Source organism: Corynebacterium renale (genome assembly GCF_002563965.1).
GTDB lineage: Bacteria > Actinomycetota > Actinomycetes > Mycobacteriales > Mycobacteriaceae > Corynebacterium > Corynebacterium renale.
The window spans coordinates 1,363,156-1,385,099 of sequence record NZ_PDJF01000001.1 but is presented as its reverse complement, the minus strand read 5'-3'; the positions used below and the strand labels follow the sequence as shown (position 1 = coordinate 1,385,099).

Annotated in this window: 19 protein-coding genes; 6 read left to right on the top strand and 13 right to left on the bottom strand. The window is 57.7% G+C overall.

Annotation, left to right across the window (positions count from 1 at the left end; all coding sequences use genetic code 11):
• Nucleotides 1-36 precede the first annotated feature (36 nt).
• Entirely contained in the window at nt 37-1,308 is a 1,272-nt protein-coding gene (gene wecC / locus ATK06_RS06505) for a UDP-N-acetyl-D-mannosamine dehydrogenase (protein WP_231913528.1), read from the top strand.
• A 16-nt stretch (nt 1,309-1,324) separates the two neighbouring features.
• Here the strand turns inward: wecC and ATK06_RS06500 are convergent, their stop codons facing one another.
• From ATK06_RS06500 to ATK06_RS06475, 6 genes are all read right to left on the bottom strand, one after another.
• On the bottom strand, nt 1,325-2,251 hold the full coding sequence (locus ATK06_RS06500; protein ID WP_098389046.1) for a D-isomer specific 2-hydroxyacid dehydrogenase family protein: 927 nt from the start codon (nt 2,249-2,251) through the stop codon (nt 1,325-1,327).
• Nucleotides 2,251-3,174 carry a D-isomer specific 2-hydroxyacid dehydrogenase family protein gene (locus ATK06_RS06495; RefSeq protein WP_048379583.1) on the bottom strand — a complete coding sequence of 308 codons (924 nt, stop codon included), beginning with the start codon at nt 3,172-3,174 and terminating at the stop codon, nt 2,251-2,253. The genes ATK06_RS06500 and ATK06_RS06495 overlap by 1 nt, the downstream gene beginning before the upstream one ends.
• A 22-nt stretch (nt 3,175-3,196) precedes the next feature.
• On the bottom strand, nt 3,197-4,360 hold the full coding sequence (gene proB / locus ATK06_RS06490; RefSeq protein ID WP_048379585.1) for a glutamate 5-kinase: 1,164 nt from the start codon (nt 4,358-4,360) through the stop codon (nt 3,197-3,199).
• 33 nt (nt 4,361-4,393) lie between these two features.
• Nucleotides 4,394-5,905: a GTPase ObgE gene (gene obgE / locus ATK06_RS06485; RefSeq protein WP_048379587.1), complete on the bottom strand. Its 1,512-nt coding sequence runs from the start codon at nt 5,903-5,905 to the stop codon at nt 4,394-4,396.
• Between the two features lie 83 nt (nt 5,906-5,988).
• Nucleotides 5,989-7,467 (bottom strand): MDR family MFS transporter, encoded by a 1,479-nt coding sequence (locus ATK06_RS06480; protein WP_098389045.1) that lies wholly within the window; start codon nt 7,465-7,467, stop codon nt 5,989-5,991.
• A gap of 132 nt (nt 7,468-7,599) precedes the next feature.
• A complete protein-coding gene (locus ATK06_RS06475) occupies nt 7,600-10,770 on the bottom strand; it encodes a Rib/alpha-like domain-containing protein (protein ID WP_098389044.1) in 3,171 nt (1,056 codons plus the stop codon).
• Between the two features lie 164 nt (nt 10,771-10,934).
• On the opposite strand from ATK06_RS06475, the gene ATK06_RS06470 reads away from it, so the two are divergent.
• Nucleotides 10,935-12,575: an IS30 family transposase gene (locus ATK06_RS06470; RefSeq protein ID WP_048379854.1), complete on the top strand. Its 1,641-nt coding sequence runs from the start codon at nt 10,935-10,937 to the stop codon at nt 12,573-12,575.
• A 95-nt stretch (nt 12,576-12,670) separates the two neighbouring features.
• Here the strand turns inward: ATK06_RS06470 and rpmA are convergent, their stop codons facing one another.
• The 3 genes from rpmA to ATK06_RS06455 all read right to left on the bottom strand — a co-directional run bounded on the left by rpmA (nt 12,671) and on the right by ATK06_RS06455 (nt 16,357).
• Nucleotides 12,671-12,949 carry a 50S ribosomal protein L27 gene (gene rpmA / locus ATK06_RS06465; protein WP_048379815.1) on the bottom strand — a complete coding sequence of 93 codons (279 nt, stop codon included), beginning with the start codon at nt 12,947-12,949 and terminating at the stop codon, nt 12,671-12,673.
• A gap of 47 nt (nt 12,950-12,996) precedes the next feature.
• Complete coding sequence (gene rplU / locus ATK06_RS06460) at nt 12,997-13,302, bottom strand: 50S ribosomal protein L21 (protein ID WP_048379817.1); 306 nt, start codon at nt 13,300-13,302, stop codon at nt 12,997-12,999.
• A 220-nt stretch (nt 13,303-13,522) separates the two neighbouring features.
• Nucleotides 13,523-16,357 (bottom strand): translation initiation factor IF-2 N-terminal domain-containing protein, encoded by a 2,835-nt coding sequence (locus ATK06_RS06455; protein WP_098389043.1) that lies wholly within the window; start codon nt 16,355-16,357, stop codon nt 13,523-13,525.
• Between the two features lie 206 nt (nt 16,358-16,563).
• On the opposite strand from ATK06_RS06455, the gene ATK06_RS06450 reads away from it, so the two are divergent.
• Nucleotides 16,564-17,253 carry a hypothetical protein gene (locus ATK06_RS06450; protein ID WP_098389042.1) on the top strand — a complete coding sequence of 230 codons (690 nt, stop codon included), beginning with the start codon at nt 16,564-16,566 and terminating at the stop codon, nt 17,251-17,253.
• On the top strand, nt 17,228-18,061 hold the full coding sequence (locus ATK06_RS06445; protein ID WP_098389041.1) for an aldo/keto reductase: 834 nt from the start codon (nt 17,228-17,230) through the stop codon (nt 18,059-18,061). Before ATK06_RS06450 ends, ATK06_RS06445 begins: the two co-directional genes overlap by 26 nt.
• An 87-nt stretch (nt 18,062-18,148) precedes the next feature.
• On the opposite strand, the gene ATK06_RS06440 is transcribed toward ATK06_RS06445, so the two are convergent.
• On the bottom strand, nt 18,149-18,427 hold the full coding sequence (locus ATK06_RS06440) for a DUF1540 domain-containing protein (protein ID WP_048379822.1): 279 nt from the start codon (nt 18,425-18,427) through the stop codon (nt 18,149-18,151).
• 339 nt (nt 18,428-18,766) lie between these two features.
• Nucleotides 18,767-19,177 carry a nucleoside-diphosphate kinase gene (gene ndk / locus ATK06_RS06435; RefSeq protein WP_048379846.1) on the bottom strand — a complete coding sequence of 137 codons (411 nt, stop codon included), beginning with the start codon at nt 19,175-19,177 and terminating at the stop codon, nt 18,767-18,769.
• 63 nt (nt 19,178-19,240) lie between these two features.
• On the opposite strand from ndk, the gene ATK06_RS06430 reads away from it, so the two are divergent.
• Together ATK06_RS06430 and ATK06_RS06425 are read left to right on the top strand one after the other, a co-directional pair.
• On the top strand, nt 19,241-19,594 hold the full coding sequence (locus ATK06_RS06430) for a GNAT family N-acetyltransferase (RefSeq protein WP_053072706.1): 354 nt from the start codon (nt 19,241-19,243) through the stop codon (nt 19,592-19,594).
• Between the two features lie 27 nt (nt 19,595-19,621).
• Nucleotides 19,622-20,068 (top strand): carboxymuconolactone decarboxylase family protein, encoded by a 447-nt coding sequence (locus ATK06_RS06425; RefSeq protein WP_048379824.1) that lies wholly within the window; start codon nt 19,622-19,624, stop codon nt 20,066-20,068.
• 1 nt (nt 20,069) lies between these two features.
• On the opposite strand, the gene ATK06_RS06420 is transcribed toward ATK06_RS06425, so the two are convergent.
• Together ATK06_RS06420 and folC are read right to left on the bottom strand one after the other, a co-directional pair.
• Nucleotides 20,070-20,501, bottom strand: coding sequence for a DUF4233 domain-containing protein (locus ATK06_RS06420; protein ID WP_098389040.1), 432 nt, complete (start codon nt 20,499-20,501; stop codon nt 20,070-20,072).
• Nucleotides 20,498-21,922, bottom strand: coding sequence for a bifunctional tetrahydrofolate synthase/dihydrofolate synthase (gene folC / locus ATK06_RS06415; RefSeq protein ID WP_083985964.1), 1,425 nt, complete (start codon nt 21,920-21,922; stop codon nt 20,498-20,500). The genes ATK06_RS06420 and folC overlap by 4 nt, the downstream gene beginning before the upstream one ends.
• Nucleotides 21,923-21,944: the final 22 nt, after the last annotated feature.

The following is a 21,944-nucleotide window of genomic DNA, read 5'->3' as shown; positions in this document are numbered from 1 at the left end:
TGTGAAGATTTCTTTTCATTGAAGAAAATGGTTGCCTTGAGCGAAGTAAATGCACCAACGAAGCAAACCGTTGCTTTTGTCGGGCTTGGTTATATTGGCCTGCCTACTGCCGTAGTTCTTGCCCAACACGGTGTTGAAGTTACCGGTGTGGACATCAACCCGGAGACAGTGGACGCTGCTAACAGCGGCAACGTCAACATCGTTGAACCAGGTCTTGAAACTGGTCTGAAGAAAGCTCTTGAATCTGGCCACTTCAAAGCTACGACGGACATGGTCCACGCTGACGCTTACATCGTCGCGGTTCCCACGCCCTTCGATGAAAACCACAATGTGGACATGAAGTACATCTACTCGGCTGTAGAATCCATCGCGCCCCAACTCCAAGGTGACGAACTTGTCATCCTGGAGTCCACCTCCCCTCCCGGTACCACGGCCAAGATGGCAAAACGCATCCTTGAGTTACGCCCTGATCTTGTCGCCGACGGCGCCGAAAATCCTAACAACGCCCCCGTCCTCTACTTCGCGCACTGCCCGAAACGCATCCTGCCGGGCAACGCTATGGAGGAACTGAAGACGAATGACCGCATCATCGGTGGCCAGACACCAGAGGCAACTCGTCGTGCCACCGAGATTTATCGTTCCTTCTGCTCCGGCGAGTTGTTGCCTACCGACGACAAAACCGCCGAAATGGCCAAGCTGACCGAGAATTCGTTCCGTGATGTGAACATCGCTTTTGCCAACGAGCTCTCACTAATCTGCGACGGTCTGGGCATTGACGTGTGGGAGCTCATTGAGCTGGCTAACCACCATCCGCGCGTGAACATCCTGCAGCCTGGTCCTGGTGTTGGCGGCCACTGCATCGCAGTTGATCCGTGGTTCATCGTGGCTGCCGACAAGGAAAACGCAAAAATCATTAAGACTGCCCGCGAGATCAATGACGGCAAACCTGAGTGGGTTGTCAACAAAGTTGCCGAGGCAATCGAATCCACTAAGGCAAAGAGCGTGGCAGTCTTGGGCCTGGCGTTTAAGGCTAATATCGACGACCTGCGCGAATCCCCATCCCTGCACATTGCGGAGATGGTTGCGCAACGTTTCCCATCCGTCAATGTACTTGCTGTAGAACCAAATGTTGCAGAGCTGCCAGCCGCGCTGGCTGGGTACTCTAACGTTTCTCTCACGGACACTGCCGAAGCCATTGAAAAAGCACCTGTGGTCCTCCTACTCGTCGATCATGACGAGTTCAAGGACGTCCGTGCAGCACAGCTACAGGGTAAAAAGATTGTCGATACCAAGGGGCTGTGGAAGTAGCTCCACAGAGCTAGCCTTAGTATCCCGCCTCCACATCGACTTCGGTGGCCATCTTCTCCCCTGCCTCGAAGAGCCGAGCATTCTCCACAGTCAGCGGGCCCACGGTGCGTTTCATGTTCGGCACCGTGTTGGCCACGTGCGGGGTAATCAGGCAATTGTCCAAGGACCATAGCGGGTGATCGTCGGGAAGTGGTTCTGGATCGGTGACGTCGAGGCCAGCACCCGCGATCTCACCGTTGCGCAACGCGTCCACTAGAGCGTCCGTATCCACCAGCGGGCCACGCCCCGTATTCACCACAATCGCGGAAGGCTTCATCGCGGCCAGCACATCGGCGCCAACAATATGCTTCGTTTGCTTTGTCAACGGCGCCAAGGCCACCACAATGTCTGCCTCCGTAAAGGCGGGATCATCCGCGCCGGAAAGGTCGTTGAAGGCCACGGTGCGTTCCGCGCCGTCCACTGGGGTACCCGAGTTGTTCACGGCGACTACGCGGACGTCGAAAGGCGCAAGCATACGGATCAATTCTTTGCCGATACCGCCAGCACCCAGGATTGTCACCTGGGCTCCTCCTTTAAGGAACGCCTTCTTCTCCTGCAACTGACTGTTCAGGTCCCAGGTGGCTTTCCGAATCGTGGGCACAAACTGATGCCGCACGCCCAGGATCAAAGCCAAGGTGGATTCGGCGACCGTGTCGGCATAGAGGCCGGCGGCGTTCGCCCACCGCACGTCAGAGGTAAGCACGCCCTGGGCGGCCAGGCCGTCAAGACCGGCGAAGGCGGTCTGTACGAATTTGATTGACGGCGGCAGTTCGGGGAATCCGTCGGCGTAGCCGGTGAAGATGAGGAAGTCGGCGTCGTGAAGCGAATCTACATAGTCGTGGCCTGCTTCGGTGACGTCGCGGACTACGGTGTCCCACGGCTCGGGGAGCATGGTGAATTTCATTAGTAACCTGCTTTCACATCGATTTCGGTAGGCATCTTCTCGCCATGGGCGCACGCGCGGGCGTTCTCGACCACCTGAGGTGCTAAGAGATGCTTGGCGACGCGACCCGTCGCCGCGATATGCGGGGTAATAATCGCGTTCGGCAGCGCGTATAGCGGGTGGCCACTTGGGAGCGGCTCCGGGTCTGTGACATCCATGCCGGCGGCCGCGATCTGCTTGGTACGCAGGGCTTGGACCAGTGCCTCGGTATCTACCGTCTCCCCGCGGCCCACATTGATCACGATCGCATGATCGGGCAGCGCCGCGAAGAAAGAAGCGTCCATGAAGCCGCGTGTCTCTTCGGTCAGAGGCAGGGAGTTAATCACGATATCTGTTTGCGGCCAGAGCTCGGCGGCATCGGCTTGGCGGACGGTACGTTCCGCGCCCTCGACCGGATTGCCCGAACGGTTCACAGCCACGAAACGGCACCCAAACGGGGAGAGCATACGCATGATTTCTTGCCCGATGCCACCCGCCCCCACGATGGCCACCGTCTTGCGTCCCGTTAACCCGAAAAGCCATTGTTGGCGGGCGTCTAGCTCCCAACGGTTGGCAAAAGCTTCTTCGACAGACGCGGCCTTGACCTCATGCATCGCGGAAAGCAATAATGTCACCGCAATTTCTGCAACGGGGGTTGCGTACACGCCAGCAGTGTTTGCCCATCGCACGGAACCATCAAACACTCCGGCAGCAGCAAGCTTTTCGACGCCCGTGAACGCGAACTGCACAAACTGAATATTGTCCGGAAGGTCCGGCACATCGTGTGGCCCGCCATTGTAAATGAGGAAATCAGCAGCGCCGAGGTCGTGGACCAGTTCGAAGCCTTCGTCTGCGAGCTGTTCCACAGTTTCCGGCCAAGGGTTGGGATAAAAGGCGTATTTCATGCCACAACCCTACCGGCCTTGCTCAGGCTTGGGTGGCCGAGTTGCTCAAATAATCGGCGTGCACCACCGGGCGTTGTTGATCAACGGGCAACTCATGGGTGTGCTTACCGAGCATGGTTTCTAAGACGGTGGAGTCGTATGCTACTTCGCCGCGGCCGACGATCTGGCCTGCTGGGCCCAAGATGTCCACAATCTGGCCGGCGTGGAAATCGCCACCTAGCTCCGTGATGCCCACCGCCAACAGCGAAGTTCCGCCTCTGGTAACAGCTTTCATCGCACCCTCATCGATGCGCAGCCACCCACCGGTGTCCGCCGCGTAGAGGGCCCAGAATTTCCACGCCGAAAGCCGGTTTTCCTCCGGGTGGAACACGGTACCTACGCCAGCGTTCGTCAACGCTGGGCCAATAGAACTTGCCGACGTCAACAGCACCGGAATACCGCCGCGCGAAGCTAAACGCGCCGCCGATACTTTCGACGCCATTCCACCCGTCCCCACTGCGCCACCTTCGCCGGCGACAACTCCCTCGAGGTCGGCAGCGTCGCGGACCTCGGAAATAAACTTCGCGTCAGGGTCTGCGGGGTTGCGGTCATAGAGGCCGTCGACGTCGGAAAGCAATACCAGTGCATCGGCTGAAACAAGGTGGGCCACCAGTGCCGAAAGGCGGTCGTTATCGCCGAAGTTCAACTCCGAGGTTGCGACCGTGTCATTTTCATTAATCACCGGGACAGCACCCAGCTGACGTAAGCGATCGATAGTGCGCTGGGCGTTGCGGGCACGTGCACGGTCGCCAATGTCACCAGCGGTGAGCAGCACCTGGCCCATCACCCGGCCATAGCGTGCAAAAGAACGGCCCCACTCATACGCGAGATTGAGCTGGCCCACCGCCGCAGCAGCCTGCTTCGAGGCCAAACTGCGGGGACGACGATCCATGCCCAGGGGCTGCATGCCCGCGGCCACCGCACCCGAAGACACTACGATCACGTCCGAACCACGCCCCATGCGGGACTGCAGAGCATCCACAATGTGGTTTATCCGCTCCGCGTCTGCGGCAAAAGAATCCGGATTGGTTACTGATGAAGAACCCAACTTCACCACGATGCGCTTCGCGCTGGCCAGGTGCTCGCGCAGCTGGGACTCGTGCCCAAACGCGGGGCCGTTGGCACTCGTCAAACCACCGGAGAGCATTCCCGACTTCGTATTCGTAGTATCAGCCACGAGTTACCCCTCCCAGCGGATGCGGCTAGCTTCTTCATTCTCCTCGTACTGGTCTTCGTCAATGAGACCACGGCGCACCTGCGACGCGCGCTTGCGCTCCGCGGCCGTAGCACGCGTCGAACGCTCCAGGCGTGGGTCGGTGCCGCGTGCGGTGAGGGTGACGTCGTCGCCAAGCGAAGTCAGTGGCTCCCAGTCGAAGCCAATACCACCGATGAATACGGTGTCGCCCTCGCGGGCACCCGCGTCGAAGAGTGCTTTCTCCACCCCGGCTTTGGCCAGGCGATCGGCCAGGTAGCCGACGGCCTCATCATTTTCGAAGTCCGTCTGGTTAATCCAGCGTTCTACCTTGCGGCCTTCCACAATGTAGGCCCCACTGCCCTCCGGATCCGGGAACACGGTGAACTCTGGCGCATTCTTCGCGTCAACAGCACGTGGACGCAATACCTGCGGCTCTGGCTGTGCCTCCTCCGCGGGGGCTTTCTTGCGATGCTCCTGAACAATCTCCATGAGCGCGTACTTCAGCGGATCCAAACCCTTGCGCGCTACGGCGGAGATCGTGAAGATTGGCCAGCCGTACTTTTCCTTCAGCTCCGGGGTCACAAACTCCGCGAGCTCCTCCGCTTCGAGGACGTCCGCCTTGTTCAACACGATGACGCGAGGACGCTCGCGCAGATCGCCCAGACCGGTGTCTTCCTGCAGCTGATCTTGGTAGGCGTCGAGTTCGGCCTCGAGTGCTTCAATATCAGACAGCGGGTCGCGGCCGGGTTCCATCGTCGCGCAATCCACCACATGCACAAGCACTGCAGTGCGCTCAATATGGCGCAGGAATTCCAGGCCTAAGCCCTTGCCCTGCGACGCACCCGGAATCAGGCCTGGTACGTCGGCCATGGTGAAAACGTCATCGCCGACCGATACCACACCGAGGTTCGGCTGCAGGGTAGTAAATGGGTAATCGCCAATCTTCGGTTTCGCTGCCGACAACACAGAGATCAGCGAGGACTTACCCGCCGACGGGAAGCCCACAAGGCCCACGTCTGCCATGGACTTCATCTCCAAGATGAGGTCCTTCTGCTCCCCTGGCTCGCCTTTCAGAGCAAAGCCTGGCGCCTTGCGGTGCGCATTTGCTAAAGCAGCATTGCCCAGGCCCCCGAAGCCGCCTTCTGCTGCAATGAAACGGGTACCGGGAACAGTGAGGTCCGCGAGCATCTCGCCCTTGTCATCACGGACCACGGTGCCGACAGGAATCTCCAAGACCAAGTCTTCACCGCGGTAACCATTGCGATTCGAGCCCGCACCGTTACCACCGCGCTGTGCTTTCACGTGCGGACGGAAGTGGAAGTCTAAGAGCGTGTGCACGTTCGTGGACACCTCGAGCACAATGTCACCACCGTGACCGCCATTGCCGCCGTCGGGCCCACCGAGCGGCTTAAACTTCTCTCGGTGCACCGACGCAGCCCCATGTCCACCGTCACCGGCGGTCAAGTGGAGCACTACGCGGTCAATAAAACGTGCCATAAGGAACCACTCCTAAGTGTGCTAAATACAGTGCTGCCAAGGATACCAACGAGGTGGTAGGTTCCGAGAACCTACCACCTGGCCTACCGTGGTTCTTCCGACTGCACGGTCTTGACCCGCTGGCCGGTTTCCGGGCGGTGGAGGAAGAACGTGGCAACCGCGGCGACGGTCAAGAGGATAGCCCCGATGAGGAAAGCGCTACCACCACCGTGCCCAATCGCTTCTTGGGTGTTGCCGCCACGATGGCTAACGACGTCGAACACCGCAATCATCACCGCGGTACCCGCCGCACCGGCAAGCTGCATGAGCGTGTTCATGATCGCCGAGCCATGGCTGTAAATATCAGCCGGAAGTGACCCCAGTGCCGTGGTCATGAGCGGTGTAAGAACCATAGCAAGCCCGAAGGAAAAGACGGCGTACATGACCATTATTGTGGCGACGCTCGTGGTGTGGTCGGCAGTTGCCATCCAATACAGTGATCCAGCGCCGATGATCGTGCCGGGGATGACCAGCGGCCGGGGCCCGATACGGTCGAACAGCGCGCCTGACACCGGGGAAAATACTGTCTCCACGAGGCCTCCGGGAAGGTTAGCTAGCCCCGCCAGCAGGACCGAAGCCAGCAGCGCGCCCTGCAAGTACAACGGCAACGTGTTAGAGATACCCAACATCGTGCCCTGGAAAAGCAAGATGACGATAACCGCCACCACGAAGTTGCGTACCGTCAACGGCTTGAGGTTCAACAACGCACGCCCCGAGGAGCGCAGCGCCAACTGGCGCCACACGAATAGAGCCAAGCCCACGGCACCAATGCCCAAAACGATCCAAGCGACCGCGGCGCCATCTGTTCCACCGATGATTGCTCCGACGGAAGACAGGCCGTAGACCAGCCCGCCGAATGCGAAAGCGGACAAGATGACCGAGAGGACGTCGAGAGGCGACTTCTTCATCTGCCCAATATTGGTGAGCTTCCAGGCCCCGAGCAGGCCTGCGACGGTAACCAGAGCGGCCATAATCCAGAACGTCATGTGCCATGTGGACACGGACATGACTGCGCCGGCGAACGTCGGGCCCAAGGCTGGGCCGACCGCCATCACGATGGAGATTACGCCCATCACCGTGCCGCGGCGCGCGGACGGGACGATTGTCATCACGACCGTCATTTGGAGAGGCATCACGATTGCTGTGCCCACCGCCTGGAGAACGCGCCCGACCAGCATGATGGTAAACGACGGCGAAAGCGCCGCCACCGCCGAACCTGCCAGGAAGAACACGGCGGCGGTGAGGTACACCTGCCGGGTGGTGAAGCGGTCGAGGATCCAGCCGGTGGTAGGCATCATGATCGCCATGGTCAGCATCACGCCGGTGAGCGCCCACTGCGCCGTCGCCGCGCCAATGCCGAATTCCGCCATGATGTCCGGCAGAGCCACCGCGAGGGCAGTTTCGTTGAGCATCATGATGAACGTAGTAAAGACCAGGATGCCGATGATCAGGATCGCCTGGCCGGAAATCTTCTGATCCTGTGGCGACTGGTGGTCGGGCTGCGGTGAGTGCGCTGCGGACATAGTGGAAAATCCTAAAAACAAAAAAGAATTACCGCTGTTGAGAGACCACAGCGGTAATTACAATATGGCGGGAAAACCCGATTTCTATACGGTAATACTTTTAAAGCACCGTAGTTGACTTGTCAACTCTTATTAAATCGAGCTTTGTTCCCCACTTTCCGGGAGGCAGTTTGCCAGCAGTAGTCCGCCTGCGAGTAAACCATAGGCAATCATGCCGGCCGCTCCGAGTGTCTGCTGCACCTGCGGGCTATTTAGGCTCGCATTGAGTTGCGCAACCCACGACGCCAACTGTGGACTAAAGATTCCAAGATCTTGTTGCAGCTGAGTGTTGGCATTCTGAATCTGCTGCGAAATCTGCGCCTGAATCGCGTCCAGACCTGGAATGTGGATAGTAGATGCCAGGCCCAGCGGGATGAGTGCAAGCAGTGGTACGCCGACGCCAAGTCCAGTTGCCAGGCACTTGTCGCTTATCGACGATCCATCCGGCTGCGGAACCGGCAACGGTGTTACGGTCACTGTAATGGTGGTCTGCTGTGGCTCCCCCTCTGGTGATTGTGCTGTCACGACCACGCTGTAAGAACCTGGAGTTGTGTCTGCCGGCGGATTCATCGTCACCGTGCCATCGGCACCAACGGCGACCCAATCGGAACCTTCCGTTTTGCTCACATTTGCGCCGCTGACGAGTCCACGTTGCGGCGTGAGGATTCGTGCCCCACCTGCAATCACGGTAACCTCAGTCGTCCCATAATCCAGAGGAACGTCTTGAACAGGCGCTTCAGGTTCCGGCTCCGGCACAACGAAGGTAACCCTGCTCAAATGCGGTTGCCCTTCAGGGGACTGCGCCACAATCTCCACTGGATAACGCCCAGCGGCAGTTCCAGCAGGCGGGGTCGCGGTGATTTCGCCCGTGGCAGGATCAACTTTCACCCAGTCTGGACCGGACTGCATAGTCACGGTCGCCGTCTCCACTGGAGGTGTTAGCGGCTCAAGCACCTTTTGTGCACCTGGCTCAATATCGACAATGTTGGTTCCATAGTCCAGCGGAGTATTCTGCTTCAGCTTCTCTTCGGGGTTGACCACGATGGTCAATCGAGTTTTCTGAGGCTGCCCCTCTGGCGATTGTGCCACCACAACTACTTCATGACGCCCCTTGGGCTGGTCACCAGGAGTTGTAATTGTAATTTCTCCGGTGTCCTCATCGACTACGACCCAGTCGAGGTCAGAATCCACCTTGACCTTCGTACCTTGTACCGGTGGTGTCTCAGGTGCCAAAGACTTGACCTCGGCAGGAGCGACCTCAACTATGTTTGTACCGTAATCTAGCGGCGTAGTTTGCTGTTCCACCTCCACTGGGGTGACGATTACGGTCAGACGAGTCCGTTGTGGTTCACCGTCCGGGGACGTAGTTACTACAACGACATTGTGGCGGCCGGCAGGTTCTGTTGCTGGCGGGTTCGCTGTCACTGTGCCGTGGGTGGGATCGACTGTCACCCAGTCCGGTCCGGATTCTTTTGTGACCGTCGCTTCTGAAGCGGGTGCAGCGTTCGGCTCAACGGTTTTCTCGGTGCCTGGCTGCACGTCGATAATGTTCGTCCCGTAGTCCAGTGGAACATCTGGCTCGGGAGTGCCCACTACAGTCGCCGTCACAGTTATATATACACCTTCAGCTGGGTAGGCGTACACAACTGGATACTGGCCAGGAGTATTGATATCAACCTTGGACGTATCCACGGTGAGCCCTGCTGCTTCACGAGTCGTTGGCACGGCAGCGTAGTTATCTTCTGGTCCGCCACGCTTCATTACCTTAGAAACGCCTTGCCACTGATCGTAGCCGGCATACCCTTGAGGAATGCTGAAGTCTTGCGCTCCGAGCATCTGAACAAATGACACCCAAATCGGGGCTACTTCCTCGGGGACAGTTTGCCCTTCAGGAATAGAGGCACTCGGGATGGGAACGTCGTTGTTTGGGGTATCGAACGCGTTCGACTGTATACCGCCGGATGTGAAGGAGTAAGCGTCGGCAAGTTTACCTGCCGCATAGCCATCAAAACGAGTGGTGTATCCAAGGTGGTTGACCGCTAGGCGCAGCGGGTACGTATCTACGTAATAAATGCCAGAGTTATAGAACGTGCCTGAAGTCGCTTCCTGGTAACGGTCAAATTCTGCGTGCCCTAAGTTATTAACCCGCAGGTGCTCAGGCTGTACCTTAGGTACTGCAGCTTTGAGTGCATCGGGTGCCTCAAGAAGGGTGTTGGTATAACCGTCATCACCCTTCGTATATTCCACGACGCGAACCCGGTACGGAAGTGCGGTATCGAGTTTTTCAACGCCATCCTCGGTTCTCTCGGCGCGAGCCGGATACAAGTTCACCCGTTGTGCACCGAAGCGGGTAAAGGTATTCCAGTCTGCGCGCTCAGCAACAAGGGCAGCGTTATTCCACGAACCTTCCGCGACTCCAACTCCCATTCCAGGTTTCACGGCAGAGATATCCAGTGGAAGACGCAGGTTGAAGGACTTCCCTTTAGGAAGCACGCCATTGGCGAACCCGATGCCTTTGAGCTGCGACCAATCAAAGTTAGGGTGCTGCTCTTTAAGCTGCATTCCTTGGGTCCAGTGAGCGAGAGCAGCGATATTGTTTTTCTCAGGGTCAAGGCCAGTGAAAAATAAGAGGTTATCGGGATCGATCCCGGAAGCGTGTGCTGCATCTACTATCTCCCGCGGGTAGAATTCCTCACCTGCGGTGAACTGGAGTTTTGCGTCTTTGAGCTTATCCAGATGAAATAGCTGATATCCGGACTGGTATTCGTCGGTTTCTGCCTGCAGGCTCAGAATAAGTGCGAGGGCTTTAACGTTGTCCATGTCAAGAACCGAGCGATCGCGAATTTGCCCTGCGCGCCAGCTATTAGCGTCGATCGAAGTCGTGATTTCGCCGGCCCCATTCTTAGCTTCGAAATAGACCCGTGCGGTTCCAATACGCTGAGCGTTGTTATCGAACCATCCTGGAGCCTCTTGCTCTCCATACCCGGAGAAAATAGCTTGCGTTCGATCAAAAACAACCTCTGTTCCCCGATGCCCAACGTTATCTTTTTCAGTGGTGGGATCTACAAAGCGGAAAGTTGCGTTTTCTGGCGGAAGCGCCTGCACTGGTTCAGCATGACCTGCTTCTGCACCGGCCTCTACCGCATATGCAGACGCAGCTGACTCCTCCACCGCAACGGCTGCCCCGCTAACCAGACTGGTCGCGACAAGAGCGCTGAGCACTCTACGACCGATCTTCTTCGTGCGGCCGCATGTTTTAGCCATGAGAAACTCCTCAGATAGAACAATATTTCTTTATATCAATCTATCCATACATAGGAGTTTCCACAAACTAATTATTTGTTTATCCATTCAATCTATTTGATGTGAATTTCAGGGCTTCTTAAGTTCAGAGGGTCGTTGCAACACTTTCCCTAAGGAGTGTGGCAATGACTACCAGTTATGGGCCTTATCATTCGTTATCCGAGTCTGATCGTGTACGACTAATCGCGTTAGTGACACGCGGTCGCAGCGTGCGTTCCTCCGCCTATGAAATCGGCTGTAACTACGGACATGCGTTAAATTTTTGCCACGCCCACAAACTCATCGAACCACGCAAGAGACAACGACCACTTAATCACAACACCCCGGTTATCAAAGAGTTCCTGACACGTGTTCGACATGGACAATCAGTCCACGCCGCGGCAGTTCAATGCGGAATCAATGACACTGCTGCGTATGCGATTGCAATGGATGCCGGCTGTCATATCCGCTTAAGCAGGTACCAGCGCAGGGTTCGGCAGACTCAACTTCGTGTGGAATACCTCCGGCTACGTTTAGCAAGTGTGCCTTCTGGTGATGCTGGGCGTGCACTCGGTATTGAGAGATCGATGAGGCAAGATTTCGAACGCGGTCTGTTTAAAACAAACGGCTCACGCAAAGAGTTCGTCGGTGTTGGTATCGATGCCATCACGTATAAAAGACTTATGATCACGCTGCGCCAACGCCATGATCTCGTTGACTCTGGACGATTGCGTCCACCGGCATTGCCACATGGGGTTGATCCATACAAACCTATTAGCGCTCGCTATATCTGCTTCGAAGAACGAGTACTTATTGCTGATTTGCTGCGTGAGCATACCTCGGTTCGTGAAATCAGTCGCCGACTTGGGCGAAGTGCTTCATCAATTGCTCGAGAAATTAGACGCAATCGCAGTGCGGAAGGCCCGTATCGTGCAGAAACTGCTCAGTTGAAAGCGTGCGCACGTCGGCTGCGTCCTAAACTACCCAAGTTATTAGCAGATAAACGATTATGGGAGTACGTGTGTAATGGGTTGCGGGCACAATGGTCGCCTGAACAGATTGCTCATCGACTCCCTGTTGATTTTCCCGATGACAAGGACATGCGTATTAGCCACGAAACTATCTACGATGCTTTCTACCTGCAGTCGAAAGGTAAGCTCAGTGAGCTAGGTTTGACACTGCCTCGGGGTAGGAAGAAACGCAAGAAACGACTCCCCCGGGTTGACACTCCTACTCAGCAACGATTCGTTGATGACATGATCATGATCGATGAACGACCTGAAGAAGTCGCTGAGCGTATTTTGCCTGGACACTGGGAAGGGGACCTCATTTTAGGCAAAAATAACAAATCAGCAGTGATCACTTTGGTGGAACGTGTCAGCAGGTTCGTCGTGTTAGGTCACCTGCCTGGGCGCCATAGCAGTGATGAGGTACTTGCAGCGTTAAAGAAAACAGTTGGCACGATCGACGAAGCGATGTGGTCATCGATTACCTGGGATCAGGGAAGCGAGATGGCTGGTCATAAGGCTTTTACGATGGCTACAGATATACCCATTTATTTCTGTCATCCTGGTTCACCATGGGAACGTGGAAGTAACGAGAATACTAACGGGCGACTCCGGCGGAATCTTCCGAAAAGTAGTGATTTGTCAGTCTACAGCGCACATGATCTTGAAATGATTGCCAATATCCACAACCACACACCACGTAAAGCATTGCAATGGAAGACTCCGGCGGAAGTTATGGCAGAGGCTCTGGCACAAACCGGTAGCATTAGACGGGATTAATCGTCGTTGTTGCAACGACCCCTAGAATTCAAGAGCTTCGCTAGACAACAAAAAACCGCGCCCCCACTTGGGGACGCGGCTTAGTAAAAACCGTGTTATGCGGTTGCAGCCTCGGTGGACTCTTCAACCTCAACGATGTTGACCACGCGACGGTTCTTCTTCACTGCGAACTGGACGTTGCCAGACTTCAGAGCGAACAAGGTGTCGTCACCACCACGGCCAACGTTCTCGCCTGGGTGGAACTTGGTGCCGCGCTGGCGGACCAGGATCTCACCTGCGTTAACGAGCTGGCCACCGAAACGCTTGACGCCTAGACGCTTGGCGTTCGAATCGCGACCGTTGCTAGTGCTGGATGCACCCTTCTTGGTTGCCATTTGTTTCCCTCCCTACAAGGAAAATATGAATCGAAGCCTTGCGGCTATTACTTAATACCGGTGATCTTCAGTACGGTGACTGGCTGACGGTGGCCCTGGCGGCGCTTGTAACCAGTCTTGTTCTTGTACTTCATGATCTTGATCTTGCGAGCCTTGGTCTGCTCAACGATTTCCGCGTTCACGGAAACACCTTCGAGCTCAGAAGCCTTAGCCTTGACGGTTGCACCATCAGCGAGCAGAACCGGGGTGAGAGCCACGGCGTCGCCTGGCTCACCCTCGATCTTCTCGACCTTGACGAGGTCACCTTCGGCAACCTTGTACTGCCTTCCGCCGGTCTTGACGATCGCGTACATCGGAGGGCTACCCCTTATCTAAATCTCGGTCTCAACCCCCACAAAGGGTTGATATGGACAAGTTCTTACACAGTGTTTGTGGAGCTATCCCGAGGCTGGCTTGCACATGGCGTGCCACCTGGCGCAACAACCGTGAAGAACGGTGCCGCGAACTAGCCCCAAAACAGCGACTGTCCAAGACTACCCCACGGCACCGCCAAAACACAAACTCCCTACAGCGCTAGTTACTGCGGCGGCGAACAACACGCCGACGCCGTCCACGACGCTGCGGAGCCTCCTCCTTCTGCGTGGAAGACTCAGGTACCTGCTGCGCCGAACCCTGCGAGCTTCGGCTCCCGCGCGAACGACGAGCACCGCGGCCACGGGACTGCTCGCCCCGCTTCGCTGTACGACGCACGACACGGCGACGGCCACGACGGCGTCCACGCGTTATGCCCTCGTCCTCGGGTTCGCCGGAGTCCAGGGAGGCGTCGTCACGCTCTGTGGGCTTTTCTTCGAAGTCCTCCTTGCGCGGACGATGATCCGACTTGGAGTTTCCGCGCGTCTTGCGGCGGCGGCGTGGCGAAGCTTCAAAATCGTCGAGCGCAGACTGGTAGTCGCGTCCCGACGGCTCGTCAGGGTCCTCTTCCTCCGCCTTCTCCAGCGCGCTGGACACTATGTCCGCAATATCACTGGAGTCTTCATGAGTGTCACGGCGCGAGCGGTTGCTGCGACGTTGCCCTCGGCGACCCCTGCGCGAACGTCCGCCACGGTCTTCACCGGATTCGCGGTTGTCGCGCTCGTCAGTGGCTTCCTCTTCCTTTTCTGACTCTTCCTCACCATCGGTGACAATGACACTAGCTGCCAGATCCTCCAGTTCCTTCTTACTGGAGCGCTTACGCTGTGGATTGTCGGACTTTTCACGCTTGCTCTTGCTCTCGGCGTCAGCGTCCGCATATTCCTGCGTGCCTTCCTTTTCCACGGGATCCTCGTGGATGACGACGCCACGGCCATCGCAGCATTCGCACGTAGTGGAGAAGGATTCCAGGAGGCCAGTGCCCAGACGCTTGCGCGTGAGCTGCACTAGGCCCAAAGAGGTAACTTCGGAAACCTGGTGGCGGGTACGGTCCCGACCCAGGGCCTCCTTGAGCCGGCGCAGCACTAGGTCCCGGTTTTCGGGCAGCACCATGTCGATGAAGTCGATGACAACCATGCCACCAATATCGCGCAGACGTAGCTGGCGAACGATCTCCTCGGCAGCCTCCAGGTTGTTGCGCGTGACGGTCTCTTCCAAGTTGCCTCCGGAGCCAGTGAATCGGCCGGTGTTGACGTCGATCACGGTCATGGCCTCGGTACGGTCGATGACCAAGGAACCGCCAGAGGTCAGCCACACCATGCGTGAGAGCGCCTTGTGAATCTGCTCGTCGATGCGGTACGTAGCGAAAGCGTCTTCGCCGTCGTGGGCGGACCGGTCGTACTTCTCCACGCGGTCCAAGAGGTCTGGTGCCACGGAGGAGACGTAGGATCGCACGGTGTTCCAGGCTTTCTCGCCGTCGACAACTAGCGACGAGAAGTCCTCATTGAACACGTCGCGAATAACCTTGACCAGCATGTCTGGCTCTTCGTAGAGGGTCACGGTGTCGTGCCCCTTCGGGTTCTTTGCCTTCCGGGCGCGCTCCTGGATGTCCTCCCACACGGCATGCAAGCGAGCCACATCGCCGCCGATTGCCTCCGCGGAGACTCCCTCGGCGGCGGTGCGGATGATGGAGCCGCCGTCGTCAGGCATGACCTGCTTCAGGATATCCTTCAGGCGCTTGCGCTCCGGGGCGGGCAGCTTGCGGGAAATGCCCGCGGTCTTGCCGCCGGGCACGTAGACCAAGAAGCGCCCTGCTAACGAAATCTGGGTGGTCAGACGCGCACCCTTATGCCCGATCGGATCTTTGGATACCTGCACGATGACCTGGTCACCGGACTTCAGCGACTTCTCGATGCGCCGTCCCGAGCCCTTGAACTGCGGCTTGCGCCAATCTACGTCACCGGCGTACAGAACACCGTTACGGCCCTGTCCGATGTCGATGAACGCAGCTTCCATGGAGGGCAGCACGTTTTGGACGCGGCCCAAGTAGATGTTTCCGATCATCGAGGCCTGTGCCTCAGAGGTGACAAAGTGCTCCACGAGCATGTCGTCTTCGAGCACTCCGACCTGCGTCACGTTGCCCACATGGTCGGTGCGCTCACGCTCGCGGACAACCATCACGCGCTTGACTGACTCCCGGCGCGCCAAGAACTCTGCTTGGCTCACGATGCGACGCTCCTTGCGTACTTCCTCGCGACGCTCATTACGGCGGCGCCGGCGCGCCTCCAAACGGGTCGAGCCCTTCAAAGCAACCGGCTCATCAATCTGCTTCTCGACGACCTCCGGCTCCTCAGCCTGCTCTGGAGCAGGCTGCGCAGCGTTGTCCTGCGGTACGTCCTGGTTGCCGCGCCCACGGCGCGTTCCCCGGCGGCCCCGGCGACGTGGCCTCGAGACCGTCTCATCTTCGGAATCAGTAGCCTGCGGCGCCTGGAATACTGGAGTATCTACCGCCTGCGCCTCTATCTCCTCGGCTTGGGTTACTTCCTGGCTGCCCTGGTTTTCGGCTTCCTCGGCCAGTTCCCGCTCCACCTTCTCTTCGATCTGGTGGATTTCATTTTTCACGTTGGCCTCAACGCGACGGCGGATTTTCTCCACATCCTGCGGAGTCGTTTCTTCCTGCTGCGGCTCGTCTGCCTTTTCCGCTGGCTTCTCCTCCGCCTTCTTCGTTACCTTCTTGGCGGTTTTCTTTGTCGTCTTCTTGGCCGGCTTCTTAGCTGGTTTTTTCTTTGGCTTCTCGCTGTCGGAGGATAGGGCGTCGAGAAGCTGTTCTTGTTCCTCCACCGACAATGTGGACTGCGCGACCTTCTTTAACCCCAGCTCGGCGAGCTGTTCCACCACAATTCGGGAGGTGGTGCCCAGTTGCTTAGCAAGCGCATGAACGCGGGTCTTCGGTTTTAATTCGCTGCGGTCTATGGGTTGGATAGTGGGCTTTTCCGCCACTGCGTGCTCCTTTTAAGTATGTGCAGCCCGCTGGAGCCCGGGCGCACGCCAAAAGAGGATGCAGCCACACAGGCGCAGGCTGGATGAAATTTTTCAAAACTGTGTCACTTCAAAGTGCACCGGGAAATGCATCAGTGCTCCGCCCATTGTTGCACAGCCGAAGAAAACCATTGACACCGGCATACGCCCCGCCTACCGTTCCTGCTATGACCAAGCGCACACTATACCGCCAGTTTTCCCGGCCGATTGCACTTTTGTGGGGCCTGGCCGCTGCGGTGATTTACCTAAGCATTCTGCACGGCTACTGGTACGTGGGCCTCATACTCTGGGTTGTTCTCTTAGCTTGGTCAGCAAAGAACATGCAGTCGCCCTACTACACCAATGAGATTCCAGAGCTTCGCGGGTGGCATAAGTACTTACCTGTGCTCATACCTTCGGTGATGATTTTCGGGGTACCGCTACTTCGCAACCTCCCCGGCCCAGACTGGCTGGTTACTATCACACTTCCTGCATTGGCTTTAGTAATCACAACGGTGGTCGCGTACTCCATAAACTCCGCTTCACCGCGCAGGGATTTCCCGCCCCTAGATCCAGCGGAGCCGTCCGAAGAGCAGTTGGCCTCGGCACGCGAGCACACCCCTCTCCTAGCCGCGTTGAGCGACCTGGAAGCCATCGAACCCGTGCGTATTCGCCTCTGGGGTCTGGCACGGAGCACCGGAAGGGACGTCGAGAAGCTTGCCTCCGACGCCTCCGCAATCGCCCAGGCCGGCCTAATTACCCTGTCCACTTTGGATGCCGGCCCGCGGAAGAAGGACTGGCTTGTTGCGCTTTCTGCACATGGGCTCGGCGCTCTTGCTACACTGCAGAACTATGATTCACAACACAACAGAACTTAAACTTAACGACGGACACACCATGCCCCAGCTCGGGTTCGGAACATTCCTCGTTGACCCCGACGAAGCCCACCGCGTTGTCACCGACGCACTCGAAGCCGGATACCGGCACATCGACACCGCCGCCTTCTACGGCAACGAAGAAGGCGTCGGCGCAGCTATCCGCGATTCTGGGATCCCCCGCGAGGAAATCTTTGTCACCACCAAGCTATGGAACGACCGCCACGATGACGCCCCAGATGCCCTGAACGAATCCCTCACTAAGCTCGGCCTGGATTACGTTGACCTCTACCTCATCCACTGGCCAGTCCCTAAACAGGACAAGTACCTTGGGGCCTGGGATTCACTGATCCAGTTGCGCGAAAAGGACCTGACCTGCTCCATCGGGGTGTGCAACTTCCTCCCCGAACACATTGACCGCCTCGTCGCCGAATCTGGCGTGGCACCCGCAGTGAATCAGGTGGAGCTTCATCCGTGGATACAGCAGAAGGATACGGTCGCAACGAACCAACGCCATGGGGTTGCCACCGAGGCATGGGCACCACTGGGCCAGTTCAAGTACGACTTCACCCAGTTCCCCGCCCTCGTCGACACTGCCAAGGCCCACAACGCCACCGAAGCCCAGGTCGTGCTGCGCTGGCACCTACAAAACGGCACCATCGTTTTCCCCAAGTCGCGCGTGCGCGAGCGCATGGAGGAAAACTTGGGCGCTCTGGACTTCACACTTTCCGACGAAGAAATGGCCGCAATCAACTCCCTGGACCGTGGAGAAGATGGCCGGTTAGGCTTCCATCCCAACGAACGCAGCTAACCGAAAACACGTGAAAGCGGGCCACCCCTTTGTGGGGGTGGCCCGCTTTCGTGTGCCGTTCTACCGACCGTTCACCAGAGCGTTGTGTTAAGCGACGGTGTATTCAGCACACTCTGCAGTGCTGCCAGTGATGGTGATAGAAGCGTTCGTGCACATGAGGTCTTTGTTGTGTGCACATTCGAGGCGGTGGCAAGCGCCGACCTGACCTTCTGCTGGGCGGTTGCTGCGAGCATCCAGGGTGGTGAAGGTGCCACACGCTGCCTTGTTCGCATCGCCTGCGATGGTGATTGCGAGAGCGGTGCAGCCGCCGTTATTGAAAGCGCATTCAGTAGTAGCGCAGCTTGCGATCTTGGTTGCAGTAGCCATTGGTGTGCTCCTTGTTAGTGATTGGCCGGGAGGTGTTTTCCTTCCCTGTTGACATTCACTATATGGATACTTAATGTTGCCAACAAGCAAGGTAAACCTACCGTGACCTGCACAAATATGGACATGATAATGTTGCGTAATTACTTTTCAAAAACAGGTTTAATGCAACCTAGCTGGTTTTCTTTGGTCTTCCTAACATGGACCACCGATAGCCTCCGAGGGCTTGAATGCGCCCGAATATCCGATGAATATAAATAGGAAATTATGCATCTTCCAGCCCTAAAACGGAGAAAAGCCGCGCCCCAGACGGGGCACGGCCAGTGCTTAAAGCGAAGCGCTTTAGAGATTCGGGAACCAGATTCCGATTTCGCGAGCTGCGGATTCCTCAGAGTCGGAACCGTGGACCACATTCTCACCAACGGTCAAGCCGAAGTCACCACGGATGGTGCCTGGGGTTGCCTTGGAGACTGGATCGGTACCGCCAGCTAGCTGACGCCAAGCTTCGATTGCGCGCTCGCCCTCGACAACGCCCGCAACGAGTGGTGCGGAGGTGATGAAGTCTACGAGCTCCCCAAAGAATGGCTTGTCCTTGTGCTCTTCATAGTGCTTCTCAGCGGTCTCACGGTCGGTGACGCGCAGGTCCAGGGCAGCAAGCTTCAGGCCCTTAGCTTCGATGCGGGAGATAATTTCACCGACGAGGCCACGCTTGACACCGTCTGGCTTAATCAGAATAAGAGTACGTTGAGTCATGGTGAACACCATACCGGAAGTTTTAACGTGGCGAGAACCCAACAAAACGGCCATCATAGAACCATGGATTACACCCAAGACAAGCATGGAAACCCAGTCACGGTAGAGCACTTCCCCGAGGAAAATCTCTATGCCGCGTTATACCGCGGTTCTGCATCACACGACTACGCCTCCGCCGTGCACTACAAGGACCACGACGGCGAACGCATCTTCTACAGCGTCCAAACCCCTGACGAATTCGCGGGCCGTGGCCTCGCCGGCATCGCTACAGAATTCGCGCTACGCGACACCGCCGAAGCGGGCTTGCGCGTCGTTCCCGTGTGCCCGTACGTGGTCAACTATGTAGCCAAGCATGAGTTCGCCGGTGAACTCCGTGAAGCAGACGAACACGACCGCGAATGGGTCTCACTGAATTAGATACAAGACGCGAGTACCGTGGCGGCCATGAGTACTTTTCTTGATCAACAGTTCCCCGAAACCTACAAGAAGTTCCTTGCAGCAGCAGGCACCATCAACGATGTCGCCGCAGAAGCAGGCTTGAGCCCTGAGCTCATTGAGTTAGTGATGGTTCGGATCAGCCAGATCAACGGCTGCCCTACCTGCCTATCCGTCCACGGCCCGCAGGCCCGCGAGGTTGGCATCTCCCAGTTGAAGCTTGACGTCCTACCAGCGTGGCATAACGCCGAAATCTACTCCGAGGAAGAGCGCGCCGCACTCCAACTGGCGGAAGCCCTCAACGGTTCCGAGCGTGGCCCAGTGGATGTGGCTGCGCGGGAGGCTGCTGCGAAGGTATTCAACGAAAAGCAAATCGCCGCCCTGCAGTGGGCGGCGGTCACCATTGAAGCTTTCAACAAAATTTCTATTGCGTCCGGCCATCCGGTGCGCAAGTAAGTTACATGTGCTGCGTGGTAAGCAGGCCACGCTCCATGCGCGCCACCAGTCTGGAGCGCAGGTGCATCAAGTACCACCAGACTGCGCAGAAGATAATCGCAATGATTCCCATTGAAGGGTGGACAAAGAATCCACCCAGGGAAATGACTTGAAGCACGAGGGCTGCGGGCAGCCCCCACGAGAACCGCTGCAGAAACGCCAGAACTAGGTGGACCACAGCGACTGCGATGACAAACGTCGCGTTGCCCGCTGTCCAGTAGGCTCCCGAATCAATACGCCCAATGACGGTAAGCACAAGGCCCATAGTGATGGCTTCCATCACGAGAGTGCCAGAGGCCACGCCACGGAAACCCTTGAGTGGATCCTTTTCCGGGGCGTGCCCTGGCCCGAGGGGCCCGTATTCTGGTTCGGGCTTACGTGGCGTGTTTGTCACGCGGGGTCCTTTCCAAAGAGGGTGCGGGCTTCACCGGCTGTGACCACAGATCCTGTGATAATGATTCCGGAACCGGACTGGATGTCGGCATCTTCGGCTAACTCTACAGCAGTTTCGATGGCTGCCGGCAGGTCGTCGTCGACATGCACTCGTTCTTCGCCGAAAATATCGCGGGCGAGTTCGGCCAGTTCGTAGGCGTCTAGGGCACGCGGCGAACTATTTTGGGTACACACGATCTCAGAGACGTGCGGCTCCAGCTCGCGGAGAATTCCAGTGACGTCCTTGTCGCCGAGGATTCCTACGACAGCGATAAGGCGCTGGAAATCGAAGTCACGCTCGAGCGCCTCCCCAAGCGCATGCATCCCGTGGGGGTTGTGGGCAGCGTCGATGAACGTAGTCGGGGTTGCGCGCACGCGCTCAAGGCGGCCTGGGTTAACCAGTTGGGCGAATCCGCGTCGAACGGTTTCGACATCGAGTTGCCGTCCGGGTCCTGCACCGAAGAATGCCTCCACGGCGGCCAGCGCGGTGGCAGCGTTTTCTGCCTGGTGCACGCCTGAGGCGGGCAGGAAGATCTCGGTGTACTCGCCGGCCAGGCCGCGCAGAGTAAGTTGCTGGCCACCGACGGCAACACGTGATTCCACCACGCCGTACTCGCTTCCAAAGCGGGCAACCTGCGCGTCTACGGAGACTGCGCGCTCCAAAAGCACCTGCATGGCCTCCGGCTCTTGGGAGCCAACGATTGCGACGTTGTCCGGCGGGGAAAGGAGGTCTTCTTTATCCCAGCGGGATTTAATGATGCCAGCCTTCTCCCCCGCAATCTCTGCGAGAGTGTCGCCGAGGTAATCAGTGTGGTCCATCCCGATGGGAGTGATCACGGCGATGTCAGCATCGATGACATTTGTAGCATCCCAGGTACCACCCATGCCGGTCTCTACGACTGCGACATCGACGGGCGCGTCCGCGAAGGCTGCGTACGCCATCGCTGTGAGGACTTCAAACTTGCTCATCGGGACATCAGATTGGGCGTCGACCATCTCGACGTACGGCTTAATCTCTTCCCATGTGTCCGCGTAGACGCGTGGGTGGACCGGGAGGCCGTCGATAGCAATGCGCTCCGTAGCCCACTGCAGGTGCGGGCTTGTGGTACGCCCGGTGCGGCGGTGGAAGGCGCGCAGCAGCGATTCGATCATGCGCACCGTCGAAGTCTTGCCGTTTGTACCAGCGACGTGAATCGCCTGGTAGTTGCGGTGCGGGGACCCCAGAATGTCCAACAGCTTCTCGATGCGCTCGAGGCTCGGATCAATCTTCGTCTCCGGCCAGCGCTGGTCGAGTTCCGCTTCCGTGGCTGCCAGGCGCTGCATGTCCTCCGGAGTGACGGGATCCTCAATCGGAGCATCCAAGTCACCTTTGTCCGCGCCCATGTCGATGGGCAGGCTCAAGCCG